We start from the raw sequence: 12657 nt of genomic DNA on the forward strand, positions 1-12657 counted from the left end.
CATGGCTGTTTGGCCTCAGTGATTTTTGGCGATTGATCTGATCACCAAACGTCATGAATGTTCCTATCTTTTTTATCTCGCTGATATCATTATATTATTTGTGGGGATACCTCAGACTCTGACCCCATTTTTGCAGCTAGCTAAATACGCCGATTAGTTTATACAGGCCTAAACCAATTACAGTACCCACTACTAGAAAGCCTGCCAGGTTACTTTTCCATGTGTTTCTAAATTCCCCCAGTGCGGTGCTTTTATTCATAACGACCAATAGGAAAATGGCTATAATTGGCAGTAAAAGAGCATTAGTCGCTTGAGCAAACAAGATGGCGGGTAGGGGCTTAAAGCCAAGTGCTGCAACGCTGACACCCACTACAATGATGATAAACCATACCGCTTTAAAGCTCTTGCTTTGCATATCGTCAGAAAGCCCTAGTGCTCCTGTTACCGCATAAGCGGCTGCTAGCGGCGCAGTGATAGCACTGGTTAAGCCTGCGGCGAATAACCCTAATGCAAAAAACCACTGAGCTTTGTCACCTAAAACCGGTTTAAGCTGCTCGCCCATGTTCGAAGCGTCCATAGTGGCAGCTTGATTGAAGAACGCCATCATTGCTGTTGCCATTACGATAAGCGTGATAAGCCCACCCATACTAATAGCTCTAGCAGACTGGTTTCGGCACGCGACGACCGCTTCTTGTTTATCTTGGCCTTTCGATGATTTTGCAACTAGGCTCGCGTGAAGAAACAAGTTGTAAGGCACGATGGTGGTACCAATAAGCGCCAGCACCGTGGTAATGGCGTCAGCGTCTAGTCGCGGAGACATTAACTGACTAAACATCGCGGCGATATCAGGTTTGGCTACCAACAGCGTGATAAGAAATACGCCAGCCATAATAAAGACGAGATAAACCAGTACTGTCTCTATCCACTTGTAGCTGCCCGACCAGAGTAAAACTATAGCGATCGTGCCCAAAATACTGGCCCAGGGGCCAATGCCTATACTGATAAATGCGTCTAGGCCGATTGCTGCGCCGGTTAGGTTGCCCGATTCATAGGCTGCGTTGCCAATGCCGATAGCACTGACAATAAGCACGATAAAAAGATTCTTTAGCCATGGCTTGTAAGCCATGTTTTTCATTGCACTGGCTAGGCCTTGGCCGCTGGCCACACCTAAACGCGCAGCCATGTCTTGCAATACTATGGTTGCGAATATGGAGAAAAGGAGCGCCCATACTAGGTGAAAGCCAAAGTTTGCACCTGCCAGACTTGCCGTAGTTACTGTTCCAGGGCCAATAAAGGCGGCCGCGATGATGTATCCTGATTTATCTTTTGCCATTGCAACGACTCTTAGTTAAGTTTTGCTATCATGACAATAGGTAGGCGAGCACGCAACAGTACCGCTAAACCAATACAGTAACAGATTGGTTTTAAACCTATTGTCGCGTACCCAGTGTAGAAGTTTGTTGTTTACTCTTTACCTTATTTCCCATTATTTTGGGTAGATAAAAGGTTACAAAACATGCCCTCTACAAAGTGGCCGCGCAGACTACCGTTTCATAAAAGAGAACGCAAATTAAAATAGGATGGTAATGGTGAAAGATGGGTTTCCAATAAACACAATCAGCGATATTGTTTCGCTTCCCAGTTTCGAAAATGTGCTTCCGGATGCTTATTACGTAGATGGAATGATCTTTGCCGTTGCCTCCGCACCAGAAATTCCCATGCCCGAACAGTGGATGCCGTGGCTCATACAGTCTAGTGACAGCCACCTTGTAGACAAAGATGTAGATAAGCTTGCTGATACATTAATGAATGGCCTGCGGGCGCATTTGGATTTTATGCGTCAGGAAAAGTCGCCCATGCCTAGTGAATTGAACGTTGCGATAGAGGTGCAAGGAACGACGAGGCCTTCGAAAGAGCTCGAAAGCTGGCTAAGTGGGCTTTTACACGTTCATAAGCAATTAGAACCTGTGTGGCAAAATGCGTGGAACCATTGGGAAAAGCATTTAGAAAAAAGTAAGGCGAACAAGAAAGACTGTGACGATAACGAGCCTGAGAAAACAGAACCTGCAGAAGCTCGCCTGTCTCGATGTTTAAAGCTTTTCTCAACGCTTGCTAATATTGAATTAGCCTTGTCTTACAGAAACGACAAACAAGCTGCTCAGCTTGAAAGTAATATAAATATGCTTGTTAAACAGCTTCCTTCGGTGCTGGCAGATTACACTAAGTTGTCAGGGGAGCTAGCAGGCGCGTTACCCAATCAATTTGAAACCTTTAACAAAGTAACCTAGGGGAAAATTTGATAACTGGGAGCTGCAGGAGAAGCAAAAAACAAAAACGCTAATTCAAAATTAGCGCTGTCTTTGTTGTTGATGCCGTTGATTCAACGTGTGTTTAAGCGAAGCGGTATAGCTGTCTAGTTCAAGCTTCGCCTTTTCGTATTGCTCGTTAAGAAGCCGTGAAGCAGGCTCCCTCATAAGCGCCTTAAAGGCAATGTCTGTCTGTTTGAGCAAATGCTTGAGGTGTTGATTACTGTCATCCATGTATAGCATTCCGATAAAAACAATTTGTTAAACCCGAGAAACAGCAGGTTCTGGGCGACTATGTGCAATGCTTACAACACTCTCAACAACAAGCTTAAAATTACTTCTCACACTACACAGCAGTACTGGTTCCTTGAGTACTGACTTTTCAATAACTTTGTACGTGCGCCTTTACTATTTAGTTTGGCTTAAACTTTTATAAAGGTTTTACCACAGCCAGGCAAACGATGGCGAGAATGAAAAGCACCGGCGCTTCATTTAAAAAGCGATAAAAGCGCGGAGAGTGTCTATTTTCGTCGCGTGCAAATTGCTTCATTAACTTAAACAAATAGAAGTGATAGCCGTAAATAGCAAGAAGCAGCAGCAACTTTATATGAAGCCACCCCGACATTTTAAACCAAGTTCCACCATAGCTGACAATAAGCGCAACGCCGAATCCCAGAGTTAACAAGGCGAATGGAGTAACAAAGAACCACAGGCGGCGCTCCATGACCTTAAATTCGTCTTTTACCACTTGAGATTTCGTTGTCGCGTGATAAACGAAAAGTCGCGGTAAATAGAAAAGTCCTGCCATCCAAGCCAGCATGAAAAAGATGTGCAGCGCTTTAAACCATAAAATGTACATACTAATAATGAGCCTTTTGTAAGAAGCTTTGTAAGATATTCCACGTTACTACGCCAATAATATCGTTTAGCTCCTGATCGTAAATATAAACTGCGCCAGAGCGCGAGTTTTTAAGGTGTTCGTATACTTCGTGCAGCGTAGACTGCGCGCTAATACCTTCCATTTCGTAATAGTTTAACGCTGTTGCATCGTGTTCCAAACTCACATTGTATTGGACCAGCTTATACTGCACATCTATTTCAAATTTTAACTTCTGAATGACAATTTTTGTTGGATCGCTTTCTAAGTAGTTAATTAACGCTTGCTCCGGCGCATCGTGAAATAGCTTGTACTCGGTATTCATCGCTGCAAGTACGCCCGTTTTCTCAAGTGCTTCACGAATAGACGAGATAGCGTAAGGGAGATTTTGATAATCAAGCTGGCGTATGAAAATAGAGCGGTTGCCAAAGAACTGCGTAGAAGTCACGTAAGCAGGCACAATTACCAACATGGCTGGTAGAATAATTTGCGGGCTGTACGATAGTTCCATAACCGCGGAAAGCGCAGCAAGAGGCGCGTGCAATACTGCGGTCAACATGCCTGCTATGCCTAACAGGGCGAAGCTGTTGGTAAATTCGGGTACGTCAATAAAGTACGACAGTGGCAATAAAAGTACGGCGCCAGCAAGCATGCCAATAACCATCACTGGGCCAATGATCCCTCCTGGAATACCGAGGCCAATAGCAAAAACCGCCAAGATAACTTTAAACACCAAAGTAGAAACCAACAGCAGCGCGCCGGGGGAGCTATCAAATAAGTGCTCAACATCGATAAAGTTGGCGCCAAGGGCTTCAGGTATAAACATACCAATGGTTCCGGTAATTAGCGCAGCAAGTATTAAACGCCACACCATGGAAACCGGCCTGAACCACGTCATCACCCGCATAAGCTGGCTATTGAATAAAACGGCCAGCATGCCCAACAGAATGCCTAGCAGCACCAAGTAAAAATACATCCACTGGCTAAATGCATTAAACGATAAAAACGAAAGCTCGTTTACTTCTCCAAATACAATGCGAGTGAGCACCGAGCCACAGGCAGCAGCCAGCATGACAGGAACAAAAATATGTATTTTGTATTCCCTAAGTACCACTTCCATCACGAATATTACGGCAGCAAACGGGGTGTTGAAGGATGCGGAGATCCCTGCCGCAATGCCGCAGCCTGCAAGTATTCGAATACTGTTGTAGGGCAAGCGAAGCCATTGCCCTAAGAAACTACTGCCTGACGCGCCTAAATGAACGGAAGGGCCTTCTCGACCAACAACGAAACCGCCGGCCAGGGCTAGCATGCCCCCAAAGAACTGGTTAATGGTGGTTCTAAATGGAATATGACCGTAATAGTACTTCACTCGATGAATAACGAAGGGAATACCTAAACGGTAGTGCTTGAAGCCCGTAAGAAAGGCGATAAATAGAATTAATCCTACACTGGTAATTGGCATGATAAGCCAAACCAACCAGTCATAGGTAAGCACCGACTTAAGCGACGAAACGCCTGTTTCTTGTAGCCATTCTACGCACAGCCGAAACAGTATGATGATAAGCGCCGCGCAGGTTCCCCCTACAATGCCCAGCATGCACAACTGAATGGATGTGCGTGGATGAGCTACTTCCTCTCTTAAAGCCTGCAAGCGCATGTTGTGGTACAGTAGATTAACGTAAAAAGAAGCTTACCATAAACACCTAAAATTCATAATGTTTAGAGCGCCTTAGCGGACGGTGTTTTTTGTTGATGTAGATATCATGACGACAGATCAGTTAAAAGAAGTTTTAGGCAACTACAAGTGGACACTGTTAGTGGCGCTTATTATGTTTGCCATGGTTGGGTTCGGCTATAAGCTAGCGCGAATTATTGACGAAGGTGACAGCAAGAAAGTACAGGCTCAGCAAGAAACTATTGCTATTTTGTCTGAAGAAAATCATGCGCTTACTACCAAAGTGAATCAGCTGGAAGTCGCCATGGAGCTTGCCACGCTCGAGACAGAGAGCATTACCAATACATTAGGCGAACAGAAAAAAGAATTAGAGGCACAACAAGAATTACTGAGTTTCTATGAACGCGTCGTGGCGCCTGAGAAAACCGACGAAGGTTTTGCCATTGAAGGGGTAGAAGTTTTTAAGTTAAGTGACAATACCTATCAACTTAGGTTGGTTCTGCTGCAGTCTAAACAGCAAAAAGCAGTGATAAATGGCAGTTTAGATATTGCCGTAGTCGGTGAGCGAAACGGTGAAGCGATCACGCTGAAATCCGGCGAATCGAGCCTGCTGGCAGAAGATATCAAATACCGCTTTCGCTTTTTCCAAGCGGTGAACGCAACTCTCACTATCGAGGAAGATATAAACCCCGAATCCATTGCTTTTTCTACAACGGTCTATCAATACAAAACCCGTAAAGGCAACTATGAGATAAGCGTGCCGTGGAATGAAGCGCTTTCTGTCGAAATAGAGTAATCGCTGTGGGGCAGCGCTAGCCTATCCGTTAATTCAACCTTTTAACGCATCGAAAGCTTTATTCAAACAAATACCAGTAGCCATAACCCACAAGAAACGCAGGAATAGCAGAGTACACTGTGGCAATAAGCGCTGCTTTGGGTGAGAGCGCAATGGCGGGGAACAACGCGTCGCCGTCATTACTTATTGCATTGCCAAGTTGTGCTGAAAACGGAACTGCGCCATTAAGGTATAAGCTGGTTACCAATATCTGCGGACCGCAGCCAGGTAAGAACCCGATGATGATCGCCAGGCCAACTAAGCCGGGGCCCATGGATTGAAGCAGCCCTGCAATGTCTAGCCCAAACCAGACAACAGACAGCTCGAACATAAGAAACGCGAGCACTACCCATGCCAATACAAACTGGGTGTCTAATGCGGCTTTCTCTTGCCATTTAGACGGAGGCGGAATTAAATCCTCTTTCGTAATCGAAGCGTATCCGCTTCCCGAACCACACAAAGACCATAGTCCAAGGCTCGAAATACATAACGCGGCACCAATCAGCGTTAGTGTACTTTCACTGATAGCGAGGTAACTGTGTACGGGAAGTTGAAAGGCCAAACCAAGCGCAATCGCCAACGAGGGTAAGCTCGCAATCATCCAGAATACTTTAGAAAGTGATATGGCTTTGTGGTTTACTGTTTTGGGTTTATCACAGTTTTGCGATTGTTGGAGCGCACCATCGGCTTCAGGAGCCTGGTAATTATGAAATTTATTGACCACTAGCCCCGTCATTGCACCCACCGTGACGCTGACGGCCATTACGGTTAAGGCATCTAACGGTGCTTGGGCGAGTAACAGAAATGCGGCATCGCCCATAGTGCTGGTTAGCACTGCTACCACAGCTCCAAAGCTTGTCACACCTCGTGTGTACTGAGTGACAACGATAATAGCACCGCCGCAGCCTGGCAGAGCACCAAGTAGGGCAGATAATCCTACCTCATGTACAGGGTGCGCTTTCATATAATTACCAATGGCTTCGGCCGAAACGCGTAACGTGGCGACGTAATAAAGCGCAAGCGACGCATATACAAACGCTGCCACTTGAAAAAATGCATCTGACAACACCGATAAGGTAACCGCACGGGTGCTGTTATAAGTAAGAAGAATGGCTATAAACAGCGGCATCAACAGCCGCTTATTGGTTAAGTGAGGAAAAAAAACGTTTCTTAATAGGGCGCTAGTAAAAGAAGGTAAGTGCTTATACCGGACCATCGCCTTAGCGCTTTTTGATGTGTGAGACGCCGTATCCATTACAACTACACCCTCGACCTACTGTTATCCTTGTTTAAGGCGTGCCTAGTTAAGCACGCCTAGTTTTCGCAACGCCTTAGCTCGAAAGCGTAACTGTGCCTTTCATGATGCCGATGTGACCAGGGAACGAGCAGAAAAACATGTATTCTTCATCTTTGCTTAACCCTTCAACAGAAAAGGTCGTAGAAGTCTGTTCACCGCCGCCAATAATGTCAGTCGCGCCAATTACACGCTCATCGTCTGGCTTAACGTAATTGTTGTCTAAACCCGCACTCATACCGTCTGTTGCCACTGCTTGTCCGTTGGCTTTTGTTGTCATCACCCAGTTATGGCCCATGGCTTGTTTAGGTAACTGACCTGTGTGCTTCAAAGTCACGGTAAACTCGCTACAACTCGCCGGGATAACAACGTTCGACGTATTGAATTGCATGGCGTCGTTTGATTCCACAGTCACTTCGCATTCGTTAGCAAATGCACCAGAGGCCATAAGAAAAAGGGCTGTGCCACCAAGTAACTTCTTGATCATAAATAATGTCCTTTGAATTTTGGTTAACTTCACCTATCGGTGGAATTGGAAGATCCAATTTTCTTTACGAAAAAGAATAGCACTGGATCATTGTAAATGCTAACGATTATCATTTATATTGAGTGGTATATAAAGAAAGCGCTTTTATGTACATCGAGCTTTTTTGTTTTTTCACGCACAAGGGATGCACATGTCTTCGATACGAAATGCAGTTCAACACGTTCGATTTGGATACAACGACAATGAGCTGAACTCAACGCTTTTAAGAAATTATCTAGATGGCGTAACTTTCGTTGCCAACTTATTGCCAAGTGATAGAGACAAATTTTCTATCTATAAAAATGCGGTTGAGGTGCTTTATGAAACCCTGTGCGATCCGCAGGTCAGTCAGCAATGGCGGCATAGTTGTTTAGAGCATTTGTACAAGCCGTTACTTAAAGCTGAGCGCTACGCGTGTAACGAGAGTGATCGAATTGCGCTTGCGAGAATAAAAATAGACATGAACACCAGAGAGCCTGTTGATCTTTGATGTACAGCAAAGGTCTGCAAGCGCTAGTGCACCATTTTTTATAATTCACTTACTAGGGCCTAGTTTTCTAATGCCACTAGCCCTAATAGGATTCTGATAAAAGCGTGGCAACCACGCCGAAAAACTAGCTATATCAACACAAGGATACGAGTCATGACAGCAACACGCACAGAACGCGACAGTATGGGCGAGCTACAGGTCCCCGAAAATGCACTCTACGGCGCGCAAACTCAGCGTGCCATTCAAAACTTCCCTGTAAGCGGGCAGCGCATGCCCGAAGCCTTCGTACGCGCGTTGATTACAGTAAAAAAAGCCGCAGCACAAGCCAACATGAAACTCAAAGTGCTGGATAAAGATCGCGGCCAAGCGATAGTTAAAGCCTGTGATGAGCTGTTGGCACTTGATGATGTGATGCAGCATTTTCCCGTTGATATATTTCAGACTGGTTCAGGCACCAGCACAAACATGAACGCCAACGAGGTCATTGCTCGCTTAGCCTCTCGTTATTCCAGCGAAGAGGTTCATCCGAATGATCATGTAAATTACGGGCAAAGTTCAAATGATGTGATCCCTACCACCATTCATGTTAGCTCGGCTATTGCATTGTCAAACGAGCTTATACCGGCCGTTGAAAGTTTAGTTCGTACTATTGAAATTAAAGCAAAGTCGGTAGCGCAATACTGCAAAACCGGACGCACTCATCTCATGGATGCGATGCCTGTAGGCATGGATCAAAGCTTACTGGCTTGGGCTTCTCAGCTTAAGCAGCAGGTTAAAACCCTGCGCGCTGTGCAGCCAGCTATTCAAACCCTTGCCCAAGGAGGCACTGCGGTGGGAACAGGTGTAAACGCCCATGCGGATTTTGCTACGACATTTTCAGATGCGCTAGGGGAGCTGACCGACATTGCGTTTAAGCCCGCTGACAATTTCTTTGCATTTATTGGCTCTCAAGACACAGCAGTGACGCTTTCCGGTGCGACAAAAAGTTTAGCCGTCACCCTTATGAAAATTGCTAATGACTTGCGCTGGATGAATTCTGGGCCTTTGGCTGGTTTAGGTGAGATTGCGCTGCCTGCGCTACAGCCAGGTTCATCGATTATGCCCGGCAAGGTAAATCCGGTCATTCCGGAAGCAGTGGCGATGGCTTCAGCACAGGTAATAGGTAACGATACGGCGATTACCGTAGGTGGGCAGTCTGGGAATTTTGAGTTAAATGTAATGCTACCAATGATTGCCAGCAATTTGCTTTCAAGTCTGTCGCTAATGACCAACAGTGCGACGCTAATCGGCGAGCAGGCGATCGAGGGCTTTACTGTAAATCAAGATAACATTGAAGCTGCGCTTTACAGAAACCCCGTGCTCGTCACCGCGCTCAACCCTGTTATTGGCTATGCTAAAGCCGCAGAAATAGCAAAAACAGCCTACAAAGAAAACAAGCCTGTTATTGATGTGGCTGAAGCGATGACAGATATCCCCAGAGGCGAGCTAGAATCACTACTAGACCCGAAAAAACTTACCACACCTTAAGCGCTGTGAGAAAACGAAGATGATAAAAAGTGCGATCTACGATCGCACTTTTTTTGTGGTGAAAGAGACGTTTGTATACAAACAGGACGCACTAAAAACTCGCATAATTTACGCTTGATTAAAAACTGCTCAACGATTGGCACGTTCTTGGCTTGTTCTAGGGTTATTATCAGGGTAAAACGTGTTTTAACCGGTATACAGTTGCTGTATGCGAACGGGATTTTTGATACAGTGACGCAATAAATAAATTGTATAGCTGCGTAAGACAGCAACAGACACTAGCGCTAATAGGTTTTGCTTATTGTCATGGCTAATTGCTATGAGGAAAGTGACGCCTTTTCGGGAAGAAAAAATGACAGAAACTTGCTTTCGCATGAAGGGCACTACGCTCACCAGTATTGTGTTAGAAGTAATAGATTTTGAGCCAGATAATTTTGAAGCTCAGTTATCTCAGAAGGTCGCGAGCGCGCCGCAGTTCTTTACCCGTTCCTCACTGATTTTACATTTGATAAAGCCTTTATCTGCGACAGAGTTCGAGCTGCTGGTGGCGCTATGTCGTCGACTGCAATTACAGCCCATGGCCGTGAAAGGTGAGGTGGCAGAGCTGAAGCCCACTATCAATGATTTGGGGTTAGCCGATGTAAGCCAAAGCAAATTTACAGACAGCGCACTTCGTTCGAACAAAGCGAGCGGAAGTGAAAACAATAATGGTAGCGGCGAAAACGCGTCTCAAACCGCACAACAAGATCAAACCGTTTCAGCGCCGCCAAAAAGTGAACCGGCTCCTGCAGCCGCAACCACGCTCAAACCTGCCAAAGTAATTAACCGTCCGGTACGTTCTGGTCAGCAAGTCTATGCCGAAGGCGGAGACTTGGTGGTAACGGCTTCTGTAAGCGAGGGGGCTGAACTGCTTGCCGATGGTAATATTCATGTTTACGGCACCCTGCGCGGCCGCGCGTTGGCAGGCGTAAAAGGCAATACGGGAGCCCGTGTATTTTGCCAGTCGTTAGACGCGGAACTTATTTCAATTGCAGGGCAATTCATTATGCACGAAACCGTGAAAGGTGAATGCTGGAAGAAACCTGCACAAGTATATTTAGAAGAAGAAACATTACGTATAGAGCCGTTGGCTTGATGCTTTGTACGCACTAATAGGAAAGAATAGATGGCAAAGATTATCGTAGTAACCTCAGGAAAAGGTGGTGTAGGCAAAACTACATCGAGTGCAGCAATAAGTACGGGGCTTGCGTTAGCAGGCCATAAAACGGTAGTGATAGACTTCGATGTGGGTTTGCGAAACCTAGACCTCATCATGGGATGTGAACGCCGCGTTGTTTACGATTTTGTAAACGTCATTAATAAAGAGGCCTCACTTAAACAGGCACTAATTAAAGACAAAAGAACGGAAAACCTTTTCATTCTTCCGGCATCACAAACTCGCGATAAAGACGCGCTTACCGTTGATGGTGTGCAGGCCGTATTAGATGAGCTTAAGAAAGACTTTGAGTTTATTATCTGTGATTCGCCAGCGGGGATTGAGCAAGGCGCACAGATGGCGTTGTATTTCGCTGATGAAGCCATTGTGGTTACTAACCCTGAAGTGTCGTCTGTACGTGATTCAGATCGTATTTTGGGTATTCTTCAAAGTAAATCGATGCGCGCAGAAAAGGGCGAACCGGTTAAAGAACATCTTTTATTAACCCGATACAACCCAAGTCGTGTTGAAAGTGCTGAAATGCTAAGTGTTGCAGACGTTGAAGAAATTTTGGCGATTCCTCTATTGGGTGTTATTCCAGAATCTGAATCGGTGCTGAAAGCATCTAACCAAGGTCAGCCGGTTATTCTTGACGAAGAAGCTAATGCAGGACAAGCTTATGCTGACGCTGTAAAACGTCTGCTAGGCGAAACTGTTCCACATCGTTTCCTAGAAGCAGAGAAGAAAGGGTTCTTTAAGCGTCTGCTAGGAGGGAAGTAATGGGAATTTTCGACCTGCTCAAAAAGAAGCAAAAGCCAAGTACCGCAGCGGTCGCCAAAGAGCGGTTACAAATCATTGTTGCGCACGAACGTAAAAAGCGAACAGAGCCTGATTACTTGCCAATGATGCAGCAGGAAATTATTCAGGTAATTCGCAAATACGTGACGATTGCTGACGATCAAGTATCAGTACAGCTAGACAATAACGATGATTGCAGCGTACTTGAATTGAACGTGACTTTGCCAGACAGCAATAACTAAGGCTTAATCGCTTAATTAGTTATGGCTGCCTGCCAGCGCTCTTTCACCTTAGTCGCTCATTAGATCCTCATCGACATCTAGTTGTTTGGAGGCTAGCGCGATTAAACGCTCATCAAGTGGAGGCGGAGAGATATCTACGCCTTCACTGAGTTTGTCGATAACGGCGTCAAGTACGTTAACCCTTGCTTGCCACTTAAACTCTCCGTTAATTACATGCCATGGCGCATAACGCGTGTGGGTGTGCTTGAACATGTCATGTGTAGCTTCTACGTAGGCGTTTCGCATCTTGCGGTTATGCAAGTCTTCTTCGGTTAACTTCCAGCGCTTGAAAGGATTGTGCAGCCGCTCTTCAAATCGCTCCCGCTGTTCCCTTGACGAAATATGCATAAAGAGTTTGATAATACGAACCCCGCTGTCACTGAGCGTTTTCTCAAATGCGTTTATTTCTTCATAACCGCGCTGCCATACCTCTTCATCAACCAACTTATCTACTCTTTCTACAAGCACTCTTCCGTAGTGTGAGCGGTCAAATATTTTAAGTGTGCCAGGGGAGGGGATGTGTTGCCAAAAGCGATAGAGAAAGTGTTTGTCTTGGTCTTCTTTTGCGGGCTTTGCCACAGGAAATACACTCACGCCACGAGGGTCTAATTTCTCAGTAATACGCCTTATAGCGCCGCCTTTCCCTGACGCATCCCATCCTTCAAACACAATGAGTGCTCGTTTTTTCTGATGAAAGTAAGATTGCTGAACGTGAAAGAGTTTTTCTTGTCGTTTCACTAACGCGTCTTTGTATTCTTCTTTGCTCGTAAAGCGAGACTGTCCGAAATCGTCAAACAGCACTGGGGTGGAAGAAGGTAATTGGGAGTTGTCGGTTGTACTCATATGCCGC

Annotated in this window: 14 protein-coding genes; 7 read left to right on the forward strand and 7 right to left on the reverse strand. The window is 45.6% G+C overall.

Annotation, left to right across the window (positions count from 1 at the left end; translation table 11 throughout):
* Positions 1 to 136: 136 nt before the first annotated feature.
* Positions 137 to 1333 (reverse strand): Nramp family divalent metal transporter, encoded by a 1197-nt coding sequence (locus tag MHM87_RS07730; protein WP_014980175.1) that lies wholly within the window; start codon positions 1331 to 1333, stop codon positions 137 to 139.
* A gap of 253 nt (positions 1334 to 1586) precedes the next feature.
* Here MHM87_RS07730 and MHM87_RS07735 point away from each other — a divergent pair, with 253 nt between their 5' ends.
* On the forward strand, positions 1587 to 2288 hold the full coding sequence (locus MHM87_RS07735) for a UPF0149 family protein (protein ID WP_239258438.1): 702 nt from the start codon (positions 1587 to 1589) through the stop codon (positions 2286 to 2288).
* Positions 2289 to 2348: 60 nt separating this feature from the next.
* Here MHM87_RS07735 and MHM87_RS07740 read toward each other — a convergent pair whose 3' ends face one another.
* From MHM87_RS07740 to MHM87_RS07750, 3 genes are all read right to left on the reverse strand, one after another.
* A complete protein-coding gene (locus MHM87_RS07740) occupies positions 2349 to 2540 on the reverse strand; it encodes a hypothetical protein (RefSeq protein ID WP_014950582.1) in 192 nt (63 codons plus the stop codon).
* A gap of 196 nt (positions 2541 to 2736) precedes the next feature.
* Positions 2737 to 3165, reverse strand: a complete 429-nt coding sequence (locus MHM87_RS07745) for a CopD family protein (RefSeq protein WP_239258440.1) — start codon at positions 3163 to 3165, stop codon at positions 2737 to 2739.
* Position 3166: 1 nt separating this feature from the next.
* Positions 3167 to 4843 (reverse strand): chloride channel protein, encoded by a 1677-nt coding sequence (locus MHM87_RS07750; protein WP_168462819.1) that lies wholly within the window; start codon positions 4841 to 4843, stop codon positions 3167 to 3169.
* A gap of 106 nt (positions 4844 to 4949) precedes the next feature.
* Between MHM87_RS07750 and MHM87_RS07755 the strand changes: the two genes are divergently transcribed.
* Complete coding sequence (locus tag MHM87_RS07755; RefSeq protein WP_239258442.1) at positions 4950 to 5657, forward strand: DUF6776 family protein; 708 nt, start codon at positions 4950 to 4952, stop codon at positions 5655 to 5657.
* 58 nt (positions 5658 to 5715) lie between these two features.
* On the opposite strand, the gene MHM87_RS07760 is transcribed toward MHM87_RS07755, so the two are convergent.
* Positions 5716 to 6951, reverse strand: coding sequence for a putative manganese transporter (locus MHM87_RS07760; protein WP_239258444.1), 1236 nt, complete (start codon positions 6949 to 6951; stop codon positions 5716 to 5718).
* Positions 6952 to 7027: 76 nt separating this feature from the next.
* Positions 7028 to 7477: an azurin gene (gene azu, locus MHM87_RS07765; RefSeq protein WP_014950577.1), complete on the reverse strand. Its 450-nt coding sequence runs from the start codon at positions 7475 to 7477 to the stop codon at positions 7028 to 7030.
* A 190-nt stretch (positions 7478 to 7667) separates the two neighbouring features.
* Here azu and MHM87_RS07770 point away from each other — a divergent pair, with 190 nt between their 5' ends.
* From MHM87_RS07770 to minE, 5 genes are all read left to right on the forward strand, one after another.
* On the forward strand, positions 7668 to 8006 hold the full coding sequence (locus tag MHM87_RS07770) for a hypothetical protein (RefSeq protein WP_014980170.1): 339 nt from the start codon (positions 7668 to 7670) through the stop codon (positions 8004 to 8006).
* Between the two features lie 153 nt (positions 8007 to 8159).
* Entirely contained in the window at positions 8160 to 9533 is a 1374-nt protein-coding gene (locus MHM87_RS07775; protein WP_239258446.1) for a class II fumarate hydratase, read from the forward strand.
* A gap of 352 nt (positions 9534 to 9885) precedes the next feature.
* Positions 9886 to 10668 carry a septum site-determining protein MinC gene (gene minC / locus MHM87_RS07780; protein WP_039218971.1) on the forward strand — a complete coding sequence of 261 codons (783 nt, stop codon included), beginning with the start codon at positions 9886 to 9888 and terminating at the stop codon, positions 10666 to 10668.
* Positions 10669 to 10698: 30 nt separating this feature from the next.
* A complete protein-coding gene (gene minD / locus MHM87_RS07785; RefSeq protein WP_014977272.1) occupies positions 10699 to 11508 on the forward strand; it encodes a septum site-determining protein MinD in 810 nt (269 codons plus the stop codon).
* Complete coding sequence (gene minE / locus MHM87_RS07790) at positions 11508 to 11768, forward strand: cell division topological specificity factor MinE (protein WP_014950572.1); 261 nt, start codon at positions 11508 to 11510, stop codon at positions 11766 to 11768. The genes minD and minE overlap by 1 nt, the downstream gene beginning before the upstream one ends.
* Before the next feature lie 48 nt (positions 11769 to 11816).
* On the opposite strand, the gene MHM87_RS07795 is transcribed toward minE, so the two are convergent.
* On the reverse strand, positions 11817 to 12650 hold the full coding sequence (locus MHM87_RS07795; RefSeq protein ID WP_239258448.1) for a polyphosphate kinase: 834 nt from the start codon (positions 12648 to 12650) through the stop codon (positions 11817 to 11819).
* Positions 12651 to 12657: the final 7 nt, after the last annotated feature.

This window comes from Alteromonas sp. Cnat3-28 (assembly GCF_022348265.1).
GTDB classification, from domain to species: Bacteria; Pseudomonadota; Gammaproteobacteria; order Enterobacterales; family Alteromonadaceae; genus Alteromonas; species Alteromonas macleodii.

Excerpts from the sequence above, each read along its gene's own strand:
- MHM87_RS07730 (WP_014980175.1), bottom strand. The coding sequence starts at position 1,333 with ATGGCAAAAGATAAATCAGGATACATCATCGCGGCCGCCTTTATTGGC.
- MHM87_RS07735 (WP_239258438.1), top strand. The coding sequence starts at position 1,587 with ATGGTGAAAGATGGGTTTCCAATAAACACAATCAGCGATATTGTTTCG.
- MHM87_RS07740 (WP_014950582.1), bottom strand. The coding sequence starts at position 2,540 with ATGGATGACAGTAATCAACACCTCAAGCATTTGCTCAAACAGACAGAC.
- MHM87_RS07745 (WP_239258440.1), bottom strand. The coding sequence starts at position 3,165 with ATGTACATTTTATGGTTTAAAGCGCTGCACATCTTTTTCATGCTGGCT.
- MHM87_RS07750 (WP_168462819.1), bottom strand. The coding sequence starts at position 4,843 with ATGCGCTTGCAGGCTTTAAGAGAGGAAGTAGCTCATCCACGCACATCC.
- MHM87_RS07755 (WP_239258442.1), top strand. The coding sequence starts at position 4,950 with ATGACGACAGATCAGTTAAAAGAAGTTTTAGGCAACTACAAGTGGACA.
- MHM87_RS07760 (WP_239258444.1), bottom strand. The coding sequence starts at position 6,951 with ATGGATACGGCGTCTCACACATCAAAAAGCGCTAAGGCGATGGTCCGG.
- azu (WP_014950577.1), bottom strand. The coding sequence starts at position 7,477 with ATGATCAAGAAGTTACTTGGTGGCACAGCCCTTTTTCTTATGGCCTCT.
- MHM87_RS07770 (WP_014980170.1), top strand. The coding sequence starts at position 7,668 with ATGTCTTCGATACGAAATGCAGTTCAACACGTTCGATTTGGATACAAC.
- MHM87_RS07775 (WP_239258446.1), top strand. The coding sequence starts at position 8,160 with ATGACAGCAACACGCACAGAACGCGACAGTATGGGCGAGCTACAGGTC.
- minC (WP_039218971.1), top strand. The coding sequence starts at position 9,886 with ATGACAGAAACTTGCTTTCGCATGAAGGGCACTACGCTCACCAGTATT.
- minD (WP_014977272.1), top strand. The coding sequence starts at position 10,699 with ATGGCAAAGATTATCGTAGTAACCTCAGGAAAAGGTGGTGTAGGCAAA.
- minE (WP_014950572.1), top strand. The coding sequence starts at position 11,508 with ATGGGAATTTTCGACCTGCTCAAAAAGAAGCAAAAGCCAAGTACCGCA.
- MHM87_RS07795 (WP_239258448.1), bottom strand. The coding sequence starts at position 12,650 with ATGAGTACAACCGACAACTCCCAATTACCTTCTTCCACCCCAGTGCTG.